The sequence below is a fragment of the Candidatus Accumulibacter aalborgensis genome, from assembly GCF_900089955.1.
Taxonomy (GTDB): domain Bacteria; phylum Pseudomonadota; class Gammaproteobacteria; order Burkholderiales; family Rhodocyclaceae; genus Accumulibacter; species Accumulibacter aalborgensis.
In genome coordinates this window covers 88400-107719 of the sequence record NZ_FLQX01000146.1, presented here as the reverse complement: position 1 = coordinate 107719, position 19320 = coordinate 88400, and the positions used below count along the sequence as shown (strand labels likewise).

The 19320-nt window shown below is 63.0% G+C and carries 22 protein-coding genes; 2 read left to right on the top strand and 20 right to left on the bottom strand.

Annotation, left to right across the window (positions count from 1 at the left end; translation table 11 throughout):
• Positions 1–30: 30 nt before the first annotated feature.
• The 20 genes from ACCAA_RS18360 to ACCAA_RS18265 form a co-directional block, all read right to left on the bottom strand.
• The gene (locus ACCAA_RS18360) at positions 31–966 is read right to left on the bottom strand and encodes a DUF3426 domain-containing protein (protein ID WP_186408694.1); all 936 of its coding nucleotides are present in this window, start codon (positions 964–966) and stop codon (positions 31–33) included.
• A gap of 4 nt (positions 967–970) precedes the next feature.
• The gene (gene prmA, locus ACCAA_RS18355; RefSeq protein WP_186408693.1) at positions 971–1861 is read right to left on the bottom strand and encodes a 50S ribosomal protein L11 methyltransferase; all 891 of its coding nucleotides are present in this window, start codon (positions 1859–1861) and stop codon (positions 971–973) included.
• A 14-nt stretch (positions 1862–1875) separates the two neighbouring features.
• Positions 1876–3240, bottom strand: coding sequence for an acetyl-CoA carboxylase biotin carboxylase subunit (accC, locus tag ACCAA_RS18350; RefSeq protein WP_186408692.1), 1365 nt, complete (start codon positions 3238–3240; stop codon positions 1876–1878).
• A 105-nt stretch (positions 3241–3345) separates the two neighbouring features.
• On the bottom strand, positions 3346–3789 hold the full coding sequence (gene accB, locus ACCAA_RS18345) for an acetyl-CoA carboxylase biotin carboxyl carrier protein (RefSeq protein ID WP_186408691.1): 444 nt from the start codon (positions 3787–3789) through the stop codon (positions 3346–3348).
• A 108-nt stretch (positions 3790–3897) separates the two neighbouring features.
• Complete coding sequence (locus ACCAA_RS18340) at positions 3898–4461, bottom strand: TlpA family protein disulfide reductase (protein WP_186408690.1); 564 nt, start codon at positions 4459–4461, stop codon at positions 3898–3900.
• Positions 4461–5057 (bottom strand): hypothetical protein, encoded by a 597-nt coding sequence (locus ACCAA_RS18335; protein WP_186408689.1) that lies wholly within the window; start codon positions 5055–5057, stop codon positions 4461–4463. Before ACCAA_RS18335 ends, ACCAA_RS18340 begins: the two co-directional genes overlap by 1 nt.
• A 70-nt stretch (positions 5058–5127) precedes the next feature.
• Positions 5128–5883, bottom strand: coding sequence for a cell division protein ZapD (gene zapD / locus ACCAA_RS18330; protein WP_186408728.1), 756 nt, complete (start codon positions 5881–5883; stop codon positions 5128–5130).
• Between the two features lie 197 nt (positions 5884–6080).
• The gene (gene coaE / locus ACCAA_RS18325; protein WP_186408688.1) at positions 6081–6695 is read right to left on the bottom strand and encodes a dephospho-CoA kinase; all 615 of its coding nucleotides are present in this window, start codon (positions 6693–6695) and stop codon (positions 6081–6083) included.
• Complete coding sequence (locus ACCAA_RS18320) at positions 6692–7399, bottom strand: SPOR domain-containing protein (protein WP_186408687.1); 708 nt, start codon at positions 7397–7399, stop codon at positions 6692–6694. Before ACCAA_RS18320 ends, coaE begins: the two co-directional genes overlap by 4 nt.
• Positions 7396–8760 carry a TrpB-like pyridoxal phosphate-dependent enzyme gene (locus tag ACCAA_RS18315; RefSeq protein WP_186408686.1) on the bottom strand — a complete coding sequence of 455 codons (1365 nt, stop codon included), beginning with the start codon at positions 8758–8760 and terminating at the stop codon, positions 7396–7398. The genes ACCAA_RS18320 and ACCAA_RS18315 overlap by 4 nt, the downstream gene beginning before the upstream one ends.
• Before the next feature lie 70 nt (positions 8761–8830).
• Positions 8831–9241 carry an adenosylmethionine decarboxylase gene (gene speD, locus ACCAA_RS18310; RefSeq protein ID WP_186408685.1) on the bottom strand — a complete coding sequence of 137 codons (411 nt, stop codon included), beginning with the start codon at positions 9239–9241 and terminating at the stop codon, positions 8831–8833.
• A 218-nt stretch (positions 9242–9459) separates the two neighbouring features.
• Entirely contained in the window at positions 9460–9630 is a 171-nt protein-coding gene (locus ACCAA_RS18305) for a hypothetical protein (RefSeq protein WP_186408684.1), read from the bottom strand.
• 226 nt (positions 9631–9856) lie between these two features.
• Positions 9857–10870 (bottom strand): penicillin acylase family protein, encoded by a 1014-nt coding sequence (locus tag ACCAA_RS18300; RefSeq protein WP_186408683.1) that lies wholly within the window; start codon positions 10868–10870, stop codon positions 9857–9859.
• Between the two features lie 7 nt (positions 10871–10877).
• Positions 10878–12068, bottom strand: a complete 1191-nt coding sequence (locus tag ACCAA_RS18295; protein ID WP_186408682.1) for an iron-containing alcohol dehydrogenase — start codon at positions 12066–12068, stop codon at positions 10878–10880.
• On the bottom strand, positions 12065–12358 hold the full coding sequence (locus ACCAA_RS18290; protein ID WP_186408681.1) for an antibiotic biosynthesis monooxygenase: 294 nt from the start codon (positions 12356–12358) through the stop codon (positions 12065–12067). Before ACCAA_RS18290 ends, ACCAA_RS18295 begins: the two co-directional genes overlap by 4 nt.
• 183 nt (positions 12359–12541) lie before the next feature.
• Complete coding sequence (locus ACCAA_RS18285) at positions 12542–13171, bottom strand: class I SAM-dependent methyltransferase (RefSeq protein ID WP_186408680.1); 630 nt, start codon at positions 13169–13171, stop codon at positions 12542–12544.
• A gap of 4 nt (positions 13172–13175) precedes the next feature.
• Positions 13176–14393 (bottom strand): multidrug effflux MFS transporter, encoded by a 1218-nt coding sequence (locus ACCAA_RS18280; protein ID WP_186408727.1) that lies wholly within the window; start codon positions 14391–14393, stop codon positions 13176–13178.
• 16 nt (positions 14394–14409) lie between these two features.
• Positions 14410–15909, bottom strand: a complete 1500-nt coding sequence (locus tag ACCAA_RS18275) for a YifB family Mg chelatase-like AAA ATPase (RefSeq protein ID WP_186408679.1) — start codon at positions 15907–15909, stop codon at positions 14410–14412.
• Positions 15910–16150: 241 nt separating this feature from the next.
• The gene (locus tag ACCAA_RS18270) at positions 16151–16753 is read right to left on the bottom strand and encodes a PIN domain-containing protein (RefSeq protein WP_186408678.1); all 603 of its coding nucleotides are present in this window, start codon (positions 16751–16753) and stop codon (positions 16151–16153) included.
• 180 nt (positions 16754–16933) lie between these two features.
• The gene (locus tag ACCAA_RS18265; RefSeq protein WP_186408677.1) at positions 16934–17188 is read right to left on the bottom strand and encodes an accessory factor UbiK family protein; all 255 of its coding nucleotides are present in this window, start codon (positions 17186–17188) and stop codon (positions 16934–16936) included.
• Positions 17189–17466: 278 nt separating this feature from the next.
• Between ACCAA_RS18265 and glnK the strand changes: the two genes are divergently transcribed.
• Positions 17467–17805 (top strand): P-II family nitrogen regulator, encoded by a 339-nt coding sequence (glnK, locus tag ACCAA_RS18260; RefSeq protein WP_186408676.1) that lies wholly within the window; start codon positions 17467–17469, stop codon positions 17803–17805.
• Between the two features lie 10 nt (positions 17806–17815).
• Positions 17816–19309 carry an ammonium transporter gene (locus tag ACCAA_RS18255; RefSeq protein ID WP_186408675.1) on the top strand — a complete coding sequence of 498 codons (1494 nt, stop codon included), beginning with the start codon at positions 17816–17818 and terminating at the stop codon, positions 19307–19309.
• Positions 19310–19320: the final 11 nt, after the last annotated feature.

The following is a 19320-nucleotide window of genomic DNA, read 5'->3' as shown; positions in this document are numbered from 1 at the left end:
GGGCGCAGTACACGGGAAGCGCCCCAGTGATCACGGGTAAAAAACGTACAGCCGGTAACCTGCCGCGTCAAGCGGTTTCACATCAAGCCACAGGCGCGCCTCGAGGTCGGCGTTGGGCGCAAACGCTTTCTGCTCCAGCGTAGTGGGTGGCAGATAGTCGTCGGGCAGCAGGACGCGGCGGGCGATGGTCCTGTCGCTGGTATCGGTGAGCGCCAGGTCGAGCGCCGGGTACGCCTGCGCATGGCTCGCTCTATTGTGGAGCGTGACTTGCAGCGCCAACAGGGTGCTGCGCCCCGGCTCGCTCTGCAGATCAGAAGCTTCGATGCTGATCTGGTCAGCATCGCGTGGCAGTGGCATGTCGCTGCCCAACGCGCCGCTCAGCGCTTCGAGGGTGGGCTGCAGGCCGGGTGACGCGATGGCGATGGCGGTGCGAAAATGAAAGGCAAGCTGGCCAGCGAGCGTCGCGACAAGGAGCATGGCAACGACCGCGAAAGGCTTGTTGAAGTGCCTGGCAGCCGGTGATCCGCTCGGTTGATTCATCACCCCTCCCAGCCTTCGGCTGTCACCCGCAACCTCTCTTGTTGCGCGCGGCAGATCCAGGCTGTCTGTGGCGGCCGATGCATGGCTGGAAAGCGCACAGCCAGCACCTTCGGCAGACGAGTGGGCAGGCAGATCGGCAAACAGCGCGTCACTCGCCTGCGGGGGAAGGACGCCGGTCGATCCGCCCTCGGCATGAAGCGCGTCTTCCTCGTCAGGCAGCGGAGGCGCGGCAGCAGGAGTCTCGTGGTCAGCGTGGCCCGGCGGCGAGGGGCTGAGAGCGACCACCGACTCGCTGTCGTCGAGCAGCCTCTCGAAGCCACTGAATACCGTGCGGCATTGCCCGCAGCGGACTCTCCCGGCGCGCGCACCGAGCTGCTCGGCGGTGACCAGAAAGATCGTCCGGCAGTTAGGGCAGCAGGTTTTCAAGGCTCTAGGCCTTGACGCCAGTGAGGCATACCCAGCCGTCGCGCGTATCGGCAACAGCGAGCGGCAGCCAGGGGGCGTAGGCAGCGATCAAGTCGTCGGTCTGCTCGAGCAAAATGCCTGAAAGTGCCAGGCGTCCGCCGCGACGGACGTGCCCACTGATCGCCGGCGCCAGTACCTTGAGCGGGTTGGCGAGAATGTTGGCCACGACGACGTCGAACTGCCCGCTCAACTCGCGGCCAGAGTCCTGAAAGCGGGCGCTGACCCCGTTGCGCTGAGCATTGCTTGTCGACGCGGTCACCGCCTGCTCGTCTATATCGACCCCGAGGACTTCGGCGGCTCCGAGTCGGGCGGCGGCAATGGCCAGAATACCGGAACCGCAACCATAATCGAGTACCGACATACCCGTGCTGATGGTTCGCTCAAGCCACTCCAGGCACAGGCGTGTGGTCGGGTGCGAGCCGGTGCCGAAGGCCATTCCCGGGTCCATGACGAGAACCATGGCCGCCGGATCAGGCGCGTCGTGCCATGAGGGAACGATCCACAGGCGCTCCGAGACGCGGATCGGTTCGAACTGCGATTGCGTCACCTGGACCCAGTCCTGCTCGGCGACCTCCTCGTGCGTGAAGGTCGGCAACGCGTCGAGACCCGCCTGCGCAGCACAGGTGCCGATCAGTAGACGGCTATCGGTGTCCGGTTTGACCAGTGCGCTGACGCGTGAGCGGTCCCAGCCCGGTCTGGTAATCGAACCGGGCTCGCCAAACTGTGGTTTTTCGTCCGCCGTCCCGGCGTCCGCATCCTCGATGCTGACGGCCAGCGCGCCGGCCTCGAGCAGCGCGTCAGCAAGCGCCTCGGCGTGCAGGCAGTCGGTCTCGATGCTCAGGGATAGCCAGGCCATCTGATCGGCGCCGGTCAACCGCCCTTCTTGACTTCGTCCTTGGCCGCCAGGCGATGCTCAAGGTAGTGAATGCTCGTCCCGCCCTCCATGAAGCGGGCATCGTGCATCAGTTCCTGATGCAGGGCGATGTTGGTCTTGATGCCTTCGATGCTCATTTCCGACAGTGCTATGCGCATGCGGCGAATGGCCTGGTCGCGGCTATCGCCGTAAGAAATTACCTTGGCGACCATCGAGTCGTAGTTCGGTGGAACGGTGTAACCCTGATAGATGTGCGAGTCGACGCGAATGCCTGGCCCGCCGGGTGGATGATAGAAGCTGATCTTGCCCGGCGACGGGACGAAGGTGTAGGGATCTTCGGCGTTGATGCGGCATTCGATCGCGTGCCCACGAAAACTGAGATCGCGCTGTCTGAAGCGCAGCTTCTCACCCGCAGCGATACGAATCTGCTCGGCCACGAGATCGACGCCGGTAATCTGTTCAGTGACCGGATGCTCGACCTGGATACGGGTGTTCATCTCGATGAAAAAGAACTCGCCGTTCTCGTAGAGGAATTCGAAGGTTCCCGCGCCGCGATAGTTGATCTTTCTGCACGCTTCGGCACAACGTTCGCCGATGCGCACGATGTGGCGGCTCGCAATACCCGGAGCCGGCGCCTCCTCGATGATTTTCTGATGACGACGCTGCATCGAACAATCGCGTTCGCCAAGATAAACCGCATTCCTGAAACTGTCGGCGAGCACCTGAATCTCGATGTGCCGCGGATTCTCAAGGTACTTCTCAAGGTAAACGTTCGGATTGCCGAAGAAGCTCTGCGCCTCTGAACGGGTCATGGTGACGCCGTTGATGAGCGCCGCTTCGGTATGAATGACGCGCATCCCGCGACCGCCACCGCCGCCCGCCGCCTTGATGATCACGGGGTAGCCGACGGCCTTGGCAATCAGCAAGACTTCCCTGGGATCCTCGGGTAACACACCCTCCGAGCCTGGCACACAGGGAACCCCGGTGAGTCGCATGGCCTCCTTGGCCGAGACCTTGTCGCCCATCAGCCGGATCGTTTCGGGACGCGGACCGATAAAGACGAAACCCGACGACTCCACTCGCTCGGCAAAATCGGCGTTCTCGGAGAGGAAACCGTAGCCGGGGTGAATGGCCTGCGCATCGGTGACTTCGGCCGCCGAGATGATGGCGGGAACATTGAGGTAGCTCAGGGCGGAAGGTGCCGGACCAATGCATACCGATTCGTCGGCAAGCCGGACGTACTTGGCCTCACGATCTGCCTCGGAGTGCACGACGACGGTCTTGATGCCCAGTTCGCGACATGCACGCTGGATACGGAGCGCAATCTCTCCGCGATTGGCTATGAGGACTTTCCCGAACATGGCCGAAGGCTCTCCTTACTGTTAAAGTCGCGCCAGCGACTCACGAATCACCCCTCTCCCGCAAGCCGGAATGCGCCCTGCAAGGGAGGGAAACGGTCGTGACCGTTAGCCGATGACGAACAGCGGCTCACCGTATTCTACCGGCTGGCCGTTTTCGATCAGAATAGCCTTGACCGTACCCGCATCTTCGGCTTCGATCTCGTTGAGCAATTTCATGGCTTCAATAATGCACAGCGTGTCGCCAACCTTGACCACACTGCCGACTTCGACAAAGGGCTCGGCGCCCGGACTCGAGGCCCGGTAAAACGTGCCAACCATCGGCGCTTTAAGGACATCACCCTCGGGTAGCTTGGGTTCGAGCGGCACAGTGGCCGCAGCAGGCGCCGTCGCCGAGGTGGGGACAACCGGTGGCGGCGCGTAGGCGTGTTGAGCGCTCGCGCCACCGTTCTTGACGATGCGAACCCGCTCCTCGGCGTCGTTGATCTCGAGTTCGGTGATACTGGACTCTTCGACAAGATCAATGAGTTTCTTCAGTTTTCGCAGATCCATGGATTTTTCTCCCGATGATAATTCTTGCTGACGGTCGTGCCAGGGCCTGGCGCCAGTCCCCCCGATGATCGAAATGCTCTCTGGGCAGGGATTCTACTCCATCCCTCTTCAGGGAGCCGGCGCCATGGCAAGGATCCGTTCCAGTTCGCTCTCCGAGAGGGGCCCCATACGGATCAGGAGCGGCTCGCGCTGAGGACTCAAGACCAGCGTATACGGAAGGCTCAGGCTCGAGTTTCCCAAAGCCTGGGCCAGCACCACGCCTTCCGGTCCGCCAATCAGCAGCGGATAGTTGACCGGCGAGCGTCCGGCAAAGGCTCGCACGCTCTCGGTGGAGTCGAGCGCAATGCCGACGAACTGAACGCCCTGCGCCGCATAGCGGTCCTGCAGACGCGAAAATACCGGCATCTCCTGCCGACAAGGGGGGCACCAGGTGGCCCAGAAGTTAACGACCAGCGTCTTGCCTTGCCATCGCGAGAACGCATGGGGCTGGCCCTGTACATCGTCCAGGTGACTGGCAAAGAGCTGGGCTACCGCATCGGTCGTGACCGCCGACGAAACCATGGGCCTCGTCGCGACAGACTCGGCCCCAAAGTAGAGTCCGGCCAGCAAGGCTGTAATGACGGCAGCCAGGCTGGCCGTCACGACGCTTCCCAGTTTCATCGCCAGGGCCATCAGCTCGCCGCCAACAGCAAATTGACTTCATGCAGGCGCGCTCGTTCGCGAACTCGGCCATCGCGGGTCTTGAAGCTGATGCGTTCGTCGTCACGCGGGTAGATGACCAGGTTGGCGATCACGTCATCATCGGCAACAAGTGTCAGCACCGCCTCGGCACGATCGCTGCGCGGCACGCTGTGCCGGAAAGCGATGCTTTCGTTGAGCAGGAAGATCTCGACGTCCTTGGCGCTGTCGGTGAACAACTGAATATCGATTTCCGTGAAGCGACCTGCCATACCTTCGAGCACCGCGCCGCTCAGATACGGATTGAAACGTTCCATGGTCGCCATCAGTCGGACGGCGGCGCGCAGCAGGTGAAGGTTTCTTGCCTCCTGTTCCTCATGCTGAAACAGCCGCTGATAGGTCCGTAATTCGGCCTCGACTTCGCTGTCGTCGGGCATGGCCACACTGTCCGGCAGGCCAAGATTGCGCGCCGCCTTTCGTTTGGCAAGCGCCAGGTCGGTGATGCCGTCTTCGGCCATCAGTCGCGCAGCCGCGCTGGCAATGAGGGTACGCTGCTGCAAGTTGCGTTGGCGAAGCTGGCGGCTGCTCATGGCGGCGTCCGGTAGTGACGGGGAGGGGCAGCATGTGGTTGGCGACGTTCTGCAACGTCTCGAAAGGTATCTACAGGTTGCAGAACAGCATGTCGAATTCGACATCGTTGTCACAATGGCGTGGCCGATGGTCGCTGTCGGGGCGCGTAAAACGAATGTTCAGGGCATATTTGTTGGCGCTGATTTCGGGAATGAAGGGGTCATGCAGCTTGAGGGAAATGCGTACCATCTGCGAACTGCTCCCGCCAAGCATCAACTGGAAAGCGCCGCCGGTAGCCACGTGATGCTCGGGGTGCCCACTGGCGCGCAACAGGCGGAGAACGATGGTCAACGCGTCACGCAGCGGCAACATTGGCTGCAGCCAGGAAAGCAGCGCCTCGCGCCGAATTCCGGGTGCTTGATGGCGCCAGTAGTGATACGAAGGCAGATCGAATTCGCAGACCCCCCCAGGAATGCTGGCACGACTCTTGATGCTCATCAGCCAGTCGTTGTCGCGCAGGTGCTGGCCGATCTTTCCGGTCATGCCGAGCAGCGCCGCCGAAGCGTGCTCAATCTCGTACAGTGCGCTGGACAGTGCGTCCTCCGAGATATCCGGATTGTTGCGAAAAACCAGCAGGCTTTGCCGTTGGCGTTCGAGTTCCTGGATCAGATCCATTTTCAGGTCGGCGCGCCCAGCCACATCGAGGATCTCGAAGAGTGTCAGGAGCACCACGTGGTGTTCCTGCGAAGCGTCACGCTCCATGAAGCTGCCCGCCTTCTGGAACAGATCCTCCAGGCGCAGCAGTGTGCGTATGCGTTCGTTGAAAGGATATTCGTAGGTGATCACACCTGGCGCCAGCGTCAGTAACAAGAATTTGCCATGATTCTGAATCATTTGCAGCAAAACCTCAACGGCCAGCATGAAGTTACTATCAAAGTCGCGCCGGCGACTCACAAATCTCCCCTCTCCCGCGCGCGCGGGAGAGGGGTCGGGGGGTGAGGGGAAACGGTCATGAATTTCATGATCCGCAGTGTCCTGACAGGTCATGACCGTTTCCCCCGAGCCAGATCAAGATAGTGCTGGTGCAGGGCATCTACCTGCGGTGCCAAAGCATCGAGGCCGCCATCGTTGTGCACCACATCGTCGGCCGCCGCCCGCCGCTCGGCCCGCGAGGCCTGCGTCGCCATGATCGCCCTGACCGCTTCTGCCGTGAGACCGCTGCGCGCCATGACGCGCGAAACCTGCACCGCCTCATCGCAGTCGACGACCAGGATCCGGTCCGCGCGCTGGCGGTAGCCGCCCGACTCAACGAGCAAAGGAACGACGAGCAGCACGTAAGGCGCGGCCACCGCAGCCGCGCAGAGAACTTCACTCTGCTGCCTGATCAGCGGATGAAGTATGGCTTCCAGACCCGCCTTGGCTGACCGATCGGAGAAAACCATGCGGCGCATCACCACCCGGTCCAGGGCCCCGTCCGCCCGTAGCACGTCATCGCCAAAAGCGGCAGCAATTTCCCTCATTGCTCCGCCCTGCGGCCCGGTCAGTTGGTGAGCAATGGCATCCGTATCTACCAGCGCAGCCCCTCGTCGGGCAAAAGAATCGGCGACCGTGCTCTTGCCACTGCCGATGCCACCGGTCAAGCCGACCACGAAACTCATGGCGCTGACTCGCCGTTCACGACGTTCGCTTTGCAGGCGGCGGAACTGGCCTTTGGCAGGAGCGCGACAATCGCCTGGTGCAGCGTTTCGGCCTGTGCTTCAGGTCCACGAATTTCGAGCGTGTTGACCGGCTTGCCGCGACGCTCGCCGACGCGGGCGGATTTGACCCCCTTGGCACGCAGCGCTTCAAGACGCGTGTTGGCGCCAGCCTCGGTACGGTAGGTGCCGAGCGAAATGGCCAACTGGTAGGGCCCGCCGCCCTGCACGACGAAAAACTCCTGGACGCCCAGTTCTTCCAGTTCGGCCGTCTTCCGTTTCGCCTCCTCCTTGCTGGCCAGTGGCGGGACGAAGACCCAGTAGCCGCTGATTTCCGCGCTTGTGCGGCGCGCCGCCTTGAAGCCTGCAAAATGTTCGCCCAGCAATCGCTCGACCTGGTCGGCATCGGCGTTGGCCAGATCCGCCCACAGTTGACAGCTCTCGCCGTCCTTCTTGTTGGTCACTGCCGCCTCCGCCTCGTCCTTCCTGTTCGCGGCGCGCGGTGGCTCACCCCGCGAGACGACCTTCACCTGCTCGGGATGCAACTGCTGCCCGAAGCGGCGCGCGTCCGGGTTGCCCGGCTTGCCGAGGTGACCCTGCGCCCAGGCAAAAAAGAGCAGGTTGGCCAGGACCAGAAGGAAAACGGCGAGACGCAGCAAGACCGTCACCTGATCTTCGGCAGATGTTCCAGCGAAGCCCGGATGGCCTCAGCCGGGTACTCGAAATCCTCCAGATCGCCGGCGAAATAGCGGTCGTACGCGGCCATGTCGAAATGCCCGTGCCCCGTGAGATTGAAAAAGATCGTCCGGGCTTCGCCGTTCTGCCGGCAAAGCACGGCCTCGTCGATCGCCGCGCGGATGGCGTGGTTGGACTCGGGTGCAGGGATGACCCCCTCGGCGCGGGCAAACATCACACCGGCTTCAAAAGTCGCCAGTTGTGCGACGGCCACCGCCTCGATCAGGCCTTCATGGTAGAGCTGTGAGACCAGTGGCGAATCGCCATGGTAGCGCAGGCCGCCGGCATGGATTCCCGGGGGCATGAAATCATGGCCAAGGGTGTACATCTTCATCAGCGGCGTGAAGCCGGACGCGTCGCCGAAGTCGTAGGCGTAGGTGCCCTTGGTCAGCGTCGGACACGAGCTTGGTTCGACGGCAACCAGCCGTGTCGGCCGGCCGTTCCGTCCCCCGGCTGCGTTGTCGGCGACGAACGGAAAAGCAACGCCGGCAAACGACGAACCGCCGCCACAGGGCGCGAAGATCACATCCGGCCAGTCGCCGACCTTCTCGAACTGCTTCCGTGCCTCCTGACCAATGATCGTCTGGTGCAGGGCCACGTGATTGAGCACCGAGCCCAGCGCGTAGCTGGTGTCCGCCCTCGAGGCGGCCTCCTCGACTGCTTCGGAAATGGCGATGCCCAGCGAGCCCTGGTTCTCCGGGTCCCTGGCCAGCAGATCACGGCCGCTCTGGGTCATCTTCGACGGGCTGGCAAACACCTCGGCGCCCCAGGTCTGCATCATCGACCGGCGGAAGGGTTTCTGCTGGTAGCTGATCTTGACCATGTAGACGCGCACCTCGAGGCCAAACATCTGGCCGGCAAAGGCCATCGAACAACCCCATTGTCCGGCGCCGGTTTCGGTCGTGATGCGCTTGATGCCCGCCTGCTGGTTATAGTAGGCCTGTGGTACGGCCGTATTCGGCTTGTGCGAACCGGCCGGAGAAACGCCCTCGTACTTGTAGTAGATTCTCGCCGGGGTGCCGAGCACTTCTTCGAGCCGCCGGGCGCGAATCAGCGGCGACGGGCGCCACAGCCGATAGATTTCGCGCACCGGATCGGGGATCGGGATCCAGCGCTCGGCCGACATTTCCTGCGCCAGGATCGCCGGCGGAAAGATCATTCCCATCTGTTCCGGCGACACCGGCTGGTGATCCGGACCGAGCGGCGGCAGCGGCGGATTGGGCATGTCGGCGACGACGTTGTACCAGTGGGTCGGGATCTCGGACTGTTCGAGCGTGATGCGAAGCGATTCCACGCAGCCTCCCTGCATTTGTTGTTGATCGGTGGTTGATGGCCAAGCGCGAGTATACCCCTTGCGGCCAGCGCTAATCACTCCGGCCAGCCGTACCCGGAGCGCGGGCAAGGTCGGCCACGCCACGTTCGATCTCGCGCTGGACCACTCGGCAGGGGGCAAACGCGGTCATCAGTCGTTGCCAGGCGGCTCGCGCGGCCGCGCTGTTTTCCTGGCTGAAATTGCAGACATAGAGATCCAGCGTCACCGCCTGGGCCTCTGGCCAGGTATGGATGGCAAGATGCGACTCGGCGAGCACCACCGCACCGGTCGCCCCGGCGGGCTCCACGGCGCTGCCGAACTGGTGAAAGAGCAGCCCGACGGGCGTCAGCCCCGGTGTCGAACAGACGGCCAGGCAAAGCTCCCGCAGCACCACCGCGTCAACGAGCAGGCGCGCTGCGCAGCGGCAGTCGTAGAGTTCAGCGATCAGATGCAGGCCGTGCATGGCGTCCTTTCCAATTCCCAGGCCGGGATGCAGTCGCCGATACAGCCTTGGCTACGATGCGGTCCCGGCGCGCGCTGGTCAGCGAAAGAATTTCGCAGACCCAGTCCCGAACCACTTCGCAGCGGTGGTCGTCGGGTACCCGCGGCATGCATTCGTGTCGCCAGCCGGCGAGGTCGGGCACCGCCACCTCGCTATCGCGAACGAAGTGCACTTCCGGCTCAGGGCTGATCCACCAGCCGCCATGGCCGTTGCGAGCGAAGTCGTAAGGCCCGCCGAGGTCGGCGTTGAGCGTGCAAATGATCGTTGATGACCTCGCCGGTCAGGTTGTCGGGCAGCTCGCAGAGTTGCTCGTAGAGGGAGGCAGCGTTCGGTGCGGGCACGGCAGTCATCGAGGTCTCCGTCGGATGGGTCATCTTACCTCAGGCCCAGCCAGAGCCATTGACCATGTCAGCGAAGAGTGCGCGTTTCCAGTCGAGCAGTTTGTCCAGTTTTTCGTCAAAGGTCAGGAAATCGTCGGCGACCCTTAAGGGGTCCACTTTAGGCTCACTGGTCGCCGACCAAGCCCGACGATACGCTCTTCAGCAACCAGGCGGCCTCTCAAGCGCTGGGCAGGAATCATGCGCTGATCCTTGATGTGATCAAGGCTCGTAGGCGCTCTGAGCTCGCGCGTGGTGTGTGGACGCGTCGACCACCTCGAAGCCGCCGTCGGCCGGGAAACCCGGCAGCGTCATCCCGGGCGGCAGCGGCACGCTGTCGAGCGTGGCGTCGATGCTGTTGCGGATGAATTGACCGCGCCACACGCTGTAGAGCGTTGCCGCGACGAGGACCGGGCTTGCTCTGGATAAGTTCGGTAATGCGGCCGGCGCGAAAGCCCGCGTCGTAGCCCGCGTTCAGATAGTAGAGGCCGCCTCCTGGGCGGAGCTGGTTCAGCGGATTGTTGTCCAGCACCGTCCCCGCCGGGTCGTTATTGGCGTTCACGAACCACCCGGCCGGCGGGTTGATCAGATGCGGCATTTCGTCCATCGGCAGGATCTGGTACGGAATCGCCTGATCCGCCTGTGGCGGCCGCGGTAGCCACTCGTTGCCGCCACTGCCGTTGCGGATGAACCATGGCGGCAGGCCGACGACCGTCCCAGCCTGCAAATCCTCTCGCAGTGGGACCTCCGAAGCGGCGAAGTATGCGATGTTGCCCTGAATATCGGCGTAGGCGAAGTTCTGCGTCCCCGAGTCGAAGCACTGCAGGCCGCGCCTGAAGTCGTCAAGGTTGCGCGCACGATTCCAGGTCCAGAAGGTATCCATTTCGCGTGTGCCGCTGAAACCGGTGTACTGCACGCTGATTGCCTGGCCGGCGGCGAGGTCGATCTGCACGATCGGTCCGTTGTTCCGCCGCGGCACGATGAGTGTGGCGGAGGGAACCGACCCGTCCGGAGGAGAAACGAGGTTGTCGGACACGCCATCGCCAATGACGTTGACCAGGTACGCCTCGGGTATCGCGATCACGTGTTCCGGCGCACCCTTGTAAACCTTGTAAACCGTGCTCAGGCCACCCGGCGAACCTGCGTCCGAAATGACCTGCTCCTGGAAGACATCGGTGACATCCAGCGGGCTGACCGTGGAACCCCACGCCATTCCGGTTTCACATCCGCGAGGCGAGGATATGGGTCAGCTCGGTGTCGCTGAGCACGATCGGATTGGTCTTCATGCTCCCGCCGCGGCTGGCGCAGACGATGCGCGCCAGATCGCCATCGCCGATGCCGTAGGCCGCCAGTCGCGGCAGGTCGAGTTCACCTTTTCCTTCCCAGATGCGCAGTGATTCGATGAGCAAGCGGCGCGCGTCGGCGCCGTTGAGTCCCTTCTGCATGGCGAAGCGGCGGCCGATCTCGGCGTATTTCGGCAGGGCCGGGTTGTCCGGGTCGCGCGCTTCGAGCGCGGCGATGTTCGTTGCCGTGGCGCTGGCCACCAACGTTCCACAGACGACACCATGCGGAATCGGGAAGAAGGCGCCGAGCGGCGAGGCCAGACCATGCACCGAACCGAGCCCCGCCTGTGCCAGGCAGATGCCCGACAGCAGCGAAGCGTAGGCCATCTGAGCGCGCGCTGCGGCCGACTGCTGGCGGTGGAGAGTGGGCAGCGCAGCGCGCGCGGCCATGATCCCTGAGCGGGCGAGCGAATCGGTCAGCGGGTTGGCACGCGTCGAGACGAAGGATTCGAGGAGTTGCGTAAACGCATCGAGTCCGTTGGCAGCGATCAGCGCCGGCGTACAGGTGGCAAGCAGATCCGGGTCGACTATTGCCCATTCGGCGACCAGCCTGTCGTCGCGGAACGACTTCTTGAAGCCCCCGGGGACCGACAGCACCGCGTTCTTCGTCGCCTCCGAGCCGGTGCCAGCGGTGGTCGGCACAGCGATGAACGGCGTCGCCGGTCCGCTGTAGGGCAGCTCCGGGCCGACGCCCTCGAGGTGCTCGATCACCGAATTGCCGGGCCGGAGCAGACCGGCGATCGCTTTGGCCGCGTCGAGCGCGCTGCCACCGCCGATGCCGACAACTGCCTCGACTCGCGTGCCACGCAAGGCGGCAACGGTGGCATCGACGAACTCCGGCGACGGCTCGCCGGAGACGCTGACGTGGTCCCACGACAGCTTGTGCGCGCCAAGATTGGCAAAAAGCCGCGTCCCGGCTGCCGATTCGGCAAACGAACGCGCGCCGGTGACGACCAGCAGATGCCGGCCGTAGCCGGCAGCAATGCCGGGCACCTTTCCCAGGCTGCCGCTGCCGAACTCGATGCGCGGCAGGCGGGCGATCGAGAAGGGGGAAAAATGGTGGCTCATGCGGGCAGGAGTCCGTTCATCGGCTCGCCGCGGCGCGGCTCGGCCATCATGCCGGCGACGGCCTCGCGCCAGGCGAGATAGTGCGCGGTTTCCTTGTGCGCTGCGGCGTCGGCGGCCGACGCGTAGGCCTCGTAGAGAATGAAGCGCGCCGGGTCGTCGGGCGCCTGAAGGACATCGAAGCGGCGGTTGCCCGGCTCGCTGATCGACGCCTCGTGATTCGCCCGCGTTGCAAGGATGAAGGCATCGACATCCTCAGGTCTGACGCGAACATGGACGAGCGTGACATGCATGGCGACCTCCCTTGAATTGACCCACACGATTCTACGCTCGGCGCGGGAGCTTCGTGAGCTCCCGAACGAACATCGGTGACCTCGCGCATGAAAGCCCAACAGCCCGCAGCGCCAGCGCAGCGGATTCGGCATGCATCGGTCCTTGAAAGAACAGCGCGGTCAGGACGGCACCGAGGTCGCTCGTCACTTCCGGGCAACCATCAGGAAGACCGGGTATACGGTCGGATTCGGACCATCACCCTTGGTCATTCTGAATACGGTCGTGAAACGTATGTCCTGGAAGCCGGCGGATTCGGCGGTGGCCCCGAGGGCGTCGCGGTCAAAGCCATGGTGACCCTCAAATCCCGGGCCGTGAAAGGATCCGTCTTCGGCATCGAGATCGGCAACGCAGAGGTAACCCGGGGATGCCAGCAGCGCATGGAGATTCTTGAGCATGCCGCTGGTGTCGCTGACGTGATGGAGCGTCATCAAGCTGTAGATCAGGTCGTAACTTTCCTGCGGAAGTGGGTCGGTGACCAGATCCAGTTGCCGGGGCCACATGTTCGTGATGCCGTTGGCAGTGATCTTTTCGTTCAGCACCGCCAGCATTCCTGGCGAGCTATCGGCCAGCGAAATGTGCTCGAGATCGGGCTGCAGGGCGAAGCTCAGCAAGCCGGTTCCACAGCCATATTCGAGCGCGTGCATGGCGGGCGACAGAGGCACCTGGCTTCGGATGCCTTCGGCTACCGCCAGGGCTCGGGAATGCTTGTCTGGATCGGCGTCCCAGGTTGTCGCGCGGGAGTCAAAGTGATGGGTCGAGGGTAGTGTGGTCATGTTTTCAGGGAGACTTTCGGCAGGTGGAAGAGGCGATTGAGAAGACACTTCGCCGTTGATGGATCAGGGTGGCGAAAGCGCCGAGGAGCAGCAGGCCGCCCATGCCGAGCGCCAGACTCAGCGTCGATCCCCAGAGGGCGGGGGCAATCAGGCCGGCAGCGAGCGAGTTGAAACCGGCTTGCAGAAAAGTCTGGCATGAAGCCGCCAGACCGCGCTGTTCGGGGAACAGGTCCAGCGCCTGCAGCGTCAGGCACGGCATGGCCAGCGACATGCCGAGCGTGAAGCCGAAGATCGGTATCACACTCCACGGCAGGGCCGGCGGCAGGGCCACATTCAGACCGATGTTGACCGCTGCGGCGGTAGCCATGATCAGGTAAGCGACGGTGATCGTTCGCGCCAGCGAGAGCTTGCCCGCCAGACGACCGGACAGCCAGGCGCCGATCACCAGCCCGCTCATCGCCGGGCCGAACAACCAGAGAAAACCGGTTTCCGACACCCCCAGATGGCGCATCAAGAAGACTGGCGCCGACAGCACGTAGATGAAGAAGGCGGCGAAATTGAGCGCCAGTGCGCCACAGATCAACAAGAAGGCGGGCGAAGTCAGCACCCTCCAGTAGCTGCGTGCCAGATAGCCGGCGTGCAGCGACTGACGCTGCCCTTGAGGCAGGGTTTCCGGCAACAGATACCAGCACGCCAGCCACAGGGCGACGCTCATCAGCACCAGGAAGGCAAACACCGAACGCCAGCCGAACCACAATTGCAGCCAGCCGCCAAGTACCGGAGCCACCGCCGGCGCGAGGGCGAACATCATGGTGATTTGCGAGATCAGGCGCTGCGCTTGCGGGCCATCGTACAGGTCACGGACGATGGCCCGGCCGATGACGATGCCCGCACCGCCGGTCATTCCCTGCAAGCCGCGCAGCAGCCAGAGGTGTTCGATGCGCGTCGCCAGCATACAACCGGCCGAAGCCAAGGCAAAAAGCGCGACGGTTACCAGGATCACCCGTCGACGCCCGAGCGCATCCGAGATCGCGCCATGCCACAGGGTCATCAGCGAAAAAGGCAGCAGGTAGGCGGTCAGCGTCTGCTGGACTTGCAGGGGACTGGCCTGCAGCGACGCGCCGATGTCGTGAAACGACGGCAGGTAGGTGTCGATCGAGAAGGGGCCGAGCGCTGCCAGCGCTGCCAGCACCAGGGCAATGCCGCGCGGCGCCGGCGTCATTCTCGAATCAGGCACATCAATCCTTCGTAAAGCGGCGGTACTGCACGGCTTCGGCCACATGCTGCGCGTCGATGGTCTGGCAGGCGGCCATGTCGGCAATCGTTCGCGCCACTTTGAGCAAGCGGTGGAAGGCGCGCGCCGACAATTCGAAGCGGCTGATCGCGTGCTTGAGCAGGGCAGCCGCCGCCGCTTCAGGATGGCAGTACTGGTCGATTTCCTTCACCGTCAGACGAGCGTTGGCTTTTCCCTGCCGGGTCATCTGCCTCTCGCGCGCCGCGGCGACACGCGCGCGAACCTTCGCCGACGGTTCGCCGCCAGGCGCCTGTTGCAGCACTTCGGCAGGCAAGGCAGGGACTTCGATCTGCAGATCGATACGGTCGAGCAGAGGGCCCGATAGCTTGCTGCGATAACGCAGAACCTGGTCCGGCGTGCACCGGCATCGGCCGCGCGAGTCGCCGTGATAGCCGCAGGGACAGGGGTTCATTGCCGCGACGAGTTGGAACCGGGCTGGAAACTCGGCCTGCCGCGCGGCCCGCGAGATGTGTATCCGCCCCGCGTCGAGCGGCTCGCGCAGCGCTTCCAGTACCCGGCGATCGAACTCAGTGATCTCATCGAGGAACAGTACACCCTCGTGGGCCAGCGAGATTTCACCCGGATGGGGTACGCTGCCGCCGCCCACCAGTGCCGCTGCGGAGGCGGTATGGTGCGGTGCCCGATAGGGGTGGCAGCGGAAACGCTCGGGACGGAACTGTCCGGCCAGAGAAAGGACGGCCGCCGATTCGAGAGCAGCGTCCAGTGTCATGGGCGGCAGCAGGCCCGGCAGGCGACTGGCGAGCATCGACTTGCCGGTCCCCGGTGGACCGGCAAGGAGGATCGAATGCGCCCCTGCGGCGGCGATTTCCAGCGCGCGCTTGGCGTACGCCTGGCCGCGAACGTCGGCGAGGTCGGCATAGTCGCTGCTGTCGTCGCAGGCCTCATCGACGGCAAGGCACTCGGTCAGCATGCCCTGCCCGGTCAGGTGGGCACAGACTTCGAGCAGGGTGTCGGCGGTGAGTACGCGCACCGTGCTGGCCAGAGCGGCCTCGCGTGCGCTGCTGGCCGGCAGGACAAAGCTGCGCCCGCAGCCGCCGGCGGCGAGGACCATGGCCAGCGCGCCGCGGATCGGCCGCAATTCGCCCGACAGCGACAGCTCGCCGGCAAACTCATGGTCGGCCAGGGCCTGTCTGGGGATCTGACCCGAGGCGGCGAGGATGCCGAGTGCGATCGGCAAATCGAAGCGGCCGGATTCCTTCGGCAGATCGGCCGGCGCGAGGTTCACCGTGATGCGCTTGCTCGGAAAATCGAAACCCGAGTTCTGCAAAGCAGCCCTGACCCGATCACGAGCTTCCTTGACTTCGATCTCGGGCAGCCCAACCAGCGTGACGCTCGGCAAGCCGCCGGCCAGGTGCACCTCGACAGCGACTTCCGGGGCGGAGAGTCCGTCGAGACCACGACTGTGGACGATGGCGAGCGGCATGGCGATGGCTTCGGGAAACCCGCAGTCTAAACAATCCGGGCGAAAAAGGGGCTGCCTGAAGTTCCCGGAGACATACTTCACTGACTGACTCTAGGCCATCGACTGCCGACAGTTCCGTAGGTCGGGGTGACGCAGGAACCCCAACGTAATTCCCGCCCTTCAAATGTTGGGGTTCGTGCCTCACCCCAACAAGCTACAGCGGAACGAGTCCGATTCACAAGGCTGACGCTCAGCGGGCAAGTTAGGGCTCAACGGGCAATGCATATGACACTTTGGTGCCCTCGACCTTCACAACACCGCGGCTGCACAACGAGGCGACTAACTGGGTGAGCTGCTGTTCGGAAAGCTCCTTCTTAAATAGCGCGTGCAGCGTACTCAGAAGGGTCTTTTGTGTCCGGGGCCTTGATGCTTTGCGGCGTATGAGGTCTACGACGGCGACTTCAACCTGAGTCTCTGACGTGCCCGAAAGAGCAGGCTTGAAATAAGGGATGTCCGCGATACATGTGGACCGCTGAGCAAAGACTTTCTTTCCCTTGAGATGCTTTATCAAGGGGTCGAAGCCCGAGTCTTTGGAGATGATGTGAAAGTAGGCAGTCGGGTCTTCGGACGAAAGAACGCCGATGTAGTAGGCAATGTGGAAGTCTAGGGCGTTGTTCCCTGCTGTCTCCAGGACCACGTATTCGGCATTACTGCCAAGGGACTGTAGAGCAGCAGCGAGCGCAACTGGCACCTTCGACTGATTCGGTCCAAGAAATGCCTTCACCTTAAATGGTCCGTCCTTGAGCAAGCCAAGATCCTTTGGCTGGACATTCTCAAAATCGACAAGGACGAAATTTGTTCGCATCGCGTCACCATTTGCGGGATAGGAGGGCCGGCCGAAAGAACTTGAAAACCATCGGGAGACAGTTCTTGGCCCTAACTGCGGCGAATGAGAAAGAGGAGCGTCCGTACTGGCGAAACGGATTACTTCACCGCTGACCACGCGCGGCGCGCCCCAGCGATCAGCGATCCAACTATCCCATGGTCAAGCCGGCTGAGCTGGCTCGTGCGGCGAATTCTCCAGCCGGTCGAGCCGCGCCTCGAGCGCCTTCAGCTTTTCTCGGGTGCGCTGCAGTACCTGCGTCTGGATATCGAACTCTTCACGACTCACCAGATCGAGCTTGGCGAAGACGCTGCCGAGTAGAGCACGGGCGTTCTTTTCGATGTCCGCAGCCGGACTGGCTGCGATCAGCCCACTCAGCCGGGCACCGAGTTCTTCAAGGATTCTGGGGTCGAGCATGGGAGTCTCCGTCAGGCCAAGGGTTTGCAGGGTCAGGCCAGTTTAGCACAGGCACAGCGTATGGCAGTCTGCGCACCAATGTGGTGCGGCGCATCCCGTCGCTGCGCTATCGCAGTGCAGTCTCCCCGCGCGGACGGGATTGGCAAGATCCAACACACTGCTTTATAGAAAAAAATCCTCCTGGCACGGAAAATGCTGAGGACTAGTCAGCATTTCCTTTCTTTCTCTCTTATTCGTTCAACCGGGGTGGTCCAGCCGCCCCAGATTTGGAGTGCACTATGAAACTGGTTACCGCCATCATCAAGCCGTTCAAGCTTGACGAAGTACGAGAAGCGCTGTCGGCGATCGGCGTACAGGGGATCACCGTCACCGAAGTCAAGGGCTTCGGGCGCCAGAAGGGCCACACCGAACTCTATCGCGGAGCCGAATACGTCGTCGACTTCCTGCCCAAGGTGAAAGTCGAAGCGGCGATCAAGGACGATCTCCTGGACCAGGTGATCGAAGCGATCGAAAAATCTGCCAGCACCGGCAAGATCGGCGACGGCAAGATCTTCATCACGACCGTTGAACAAGTCATCCGCATCCGCACCGGCGAAACCGGTGAGGAAGCCCTGTAAGGAGCAAACCATGAGACGCACATTCGCCATTCTCGCCCTGCTCGGCGCCATCAGCATCGGCGCTCCGGCATGGGCTGACGACAAGCCCGCAGCAGCCCCTGCCACAACAACAGCGGTCGCTGCACCGGCGGCAACTCCTGCTGCCGCCTCCACAGCGAGCGCTGAACCGGGTGCTGCAGCCACACCGGCACCGCTGGTGGCCAACAAGGGCGACAACGCTTGGGTGATGGTCAGCGCAGCGCTGGTCATCCTGATGTCTATCCCCGGGCTGGCGCTGTTCTACGGCGGTCTGGTACGCACGAAGAACATGCTCTCGGTGCTGATGCAGGTCTTCGTGACCTTCTCGGTGATCAGCGTGCTGTGGGTGGTCTACGGCTACTCGGTCGCGTTTACCGAGGGCGGCGGCTTCTTTGGCGTGCTCGACAAGGTCTTCCTGAAAGGCGTCACCGTGGAGTCGGTCGCCGCGACCTTCTCCAAGGGGGTGGTTATCTCCGAGTTCGCCTACGTGATTTTCCAGGGCGCTTTCGCAGCGATTACCTGTGGTCTGATCGTCGGTGCCTTCGCCGAACGGGCCAAGTTTGCCGCCATCCTGATCTTCATGGTGATCTGGTTTACGCTCTCCTACCTGCCGATGGCGCACATGGTTTGGTACTGGGCGGGTCCGGATGCCTATCTCGATGCAGCGGCCGGTGAAGCGGCGACCAAAACCGGCGGCTTCCTGTTCCAGAAAGGGGCTCTCGACTTCGCCGGCGGCACCGTCGTGCATATCAACGCCGCCGTGGCCGGTCTGGTCGGCGCGCTGGTCATCGGCAAGCGGATTGGCTACGGCCGCGAATCGATGGCTCCGCATAGCCTGACTTTCACGATGATCGGTGCTTCTCTGCTGTGGTTCGGCTGGTTCGGTTTCAACGCCGGTTCGGCGCTCGAAGCAAGCGGTGCAGCGGCGCTGGCGATGGTCAATACCTGGGTGGCAACCGCCTGTGCGGCGCTATCTTGGATGCTGGCCGAATGGATGATCAAGGGCAAGCCCTCGATGCTCGGTGCCGCTTCCGGTGCAGTCGCAGGCCTGGTGGCGATTACTCCGGCAGCCGGTTTCGTCGGCGTCATGGGCGCCATCGCCATCGGCCTGCTGGCCGGCGTGATCTGTCTGTGGGGCGTCAATGGTCTGAAACGACTGATCGGTGCCGACGATTCGCTCGATGTTTTCGGGGTGCATGGCGTCGGTGGAATTCTCGGTGCGATCCTGACCGGTGTCTTCGTCGACCCGGCGCTTGGCGGTACCGGCGTCTATGACTACGTGACCAACAAGGTCGGCGATTTCGACATGACCGCCCAGGTCATCAGCCAGTTGTGGGGTGTCGGGACGGTGATCATCTGGTCAGGTGTCGTTTCCCTGGTGGCCTTCAAACTGGTCGACATGGTCATCGGTCTGCGCGTGCCGGAAGAAGAAGAACGCGAAGGTCTCGACATCACCTCGCACGGCGAATCGGCCTACCACTACTGATCGGCCTGCCT

Bases quoted from the DNA above. Each gene is read 5' to 3' on its own strand.
- accB (WP_186408691.1), bottom strand. From the start codon at position 3,789: ATGGATCTGCGAAAACTGAAGAAACTCATTGATCTTGTCGAAGAGTCC.
- coaE (WP_186408688.1), bottom strand. From the start codon at position 6,695: ATGAGTTTCGTGGTCGGCTTGACCGGTGGCATCGGCAGTGGCAAGAGC.
- ACCAA_RS18295 (WP_186408682.1), bottom strand. From the start codon at position 12,068: ATGAGCCACCATTTTTCCCCCTTCTCGATCGCCCGCCTGCCGCGCATC.
- ACCAA_RS18340 (WP_186408690.1), bottom strand. From the start codon at position 4,461: ATGGCCCTGGCGATGAAACTGGGAAGCGTCGTGACGGCCAGCCTGGCT.
- ACCAA_RS18270 (WP_186408678.1), bottom strand. From the start codon at position 16,753: ATGCGAACAAATTTCGTCCTTGTCGATTTTGAGAATGTCCAGCCAAAG.
- ACCAA_RS18300 (WP_186408683.1), bottom strand. From the start codon at position 10,870: ATGGCGTGGGGTTCCACGGTCAGCCCGCTGGATGTCACCGATGTCTTC.
- ACCAA_RS18335 (WP_186408689.1), bottom strand. From the start codon at position 5,057: ATGAGCAGCCGCCAGCTTCGCCAACGCAACTTGCAGCAGCGTACCCTC.
- ACCAA_RS18255 (WP_186408675.1), top strand. From the start codon at position 17,816: ATGAGACGCACATTCGCCATTCTCGCCCTGCTCGGCGCCATCAGCATC.
- ACCAA_RS18285 (WP_186408680.1), bottom strand. From the start codon at position 13,171: ATGACCACACTACCCTCGACCCATCACTTTGACTCCCGCGCGACAACC.
- ACCAA_RS18280 (WP_186408727.1), bottom strand. From the start codon at position 14,393: ATGACGCCGGCGCCGCGCGGCATTGCCCTGGTGCTGGCAGCGCTGGCA.
- ACCAA_RS18290 (WP_186408681.1), bottom strand. From the start codon at position 12,358: ATGCATGTCACGCTCGTCCATGTTCGCGTCAGACCTGAGGATGTCGAT.
- prmA (WP_186408693.1), bottom strand. From the start codon at position 1,861: ATGGCCTGGCTATCCCTGAGCATCGAGACCGACTGCCTGCACGCCGAG.
- ACCAA_RS18275 (WP_186408679.1), bottom strand. From the start codon at position 15,909: ATGCCGCTCGCCATCGTCCACAGTCGTGGTCTCGACGGACTCTCCGCC.
- ACCAA_RS18265 (WP_186408677.1), bottom strand. From the start codon at position 17,188: ATGCTCGACCCCAGAATCCTTGAAGAACTCGGTGCCCGGCTGAGTGGG.
- speD (WP_186408685.1), bottom strand. From the start codon at position 9,241: ATGCACGGCCTGCATCTGATCGCTGAACTCTACGACTGCCGCTGCGCA.
- accC (WP_186408692.1), bottom strand. From the start codon at position 3,240: ATGTTCGGGAAAGTCCTCATAGCCAATCGCGGAGAGATTGCGCTCCGT.
- ACCAA_RS18305 (WP_186408684.1), bottom strand. From the start codon at position 9,630: ATGACTGCCGTGCCCGCACCGAACGCTGCCTCCCTCTACGAGCAACTC.
- glnK (WP_186408676.1), top strand. From the start codon at position 17,467: ATGAAACTGGTTACCGCCATCATCAAGCCGTTCAAGCTTGACGAAGTA.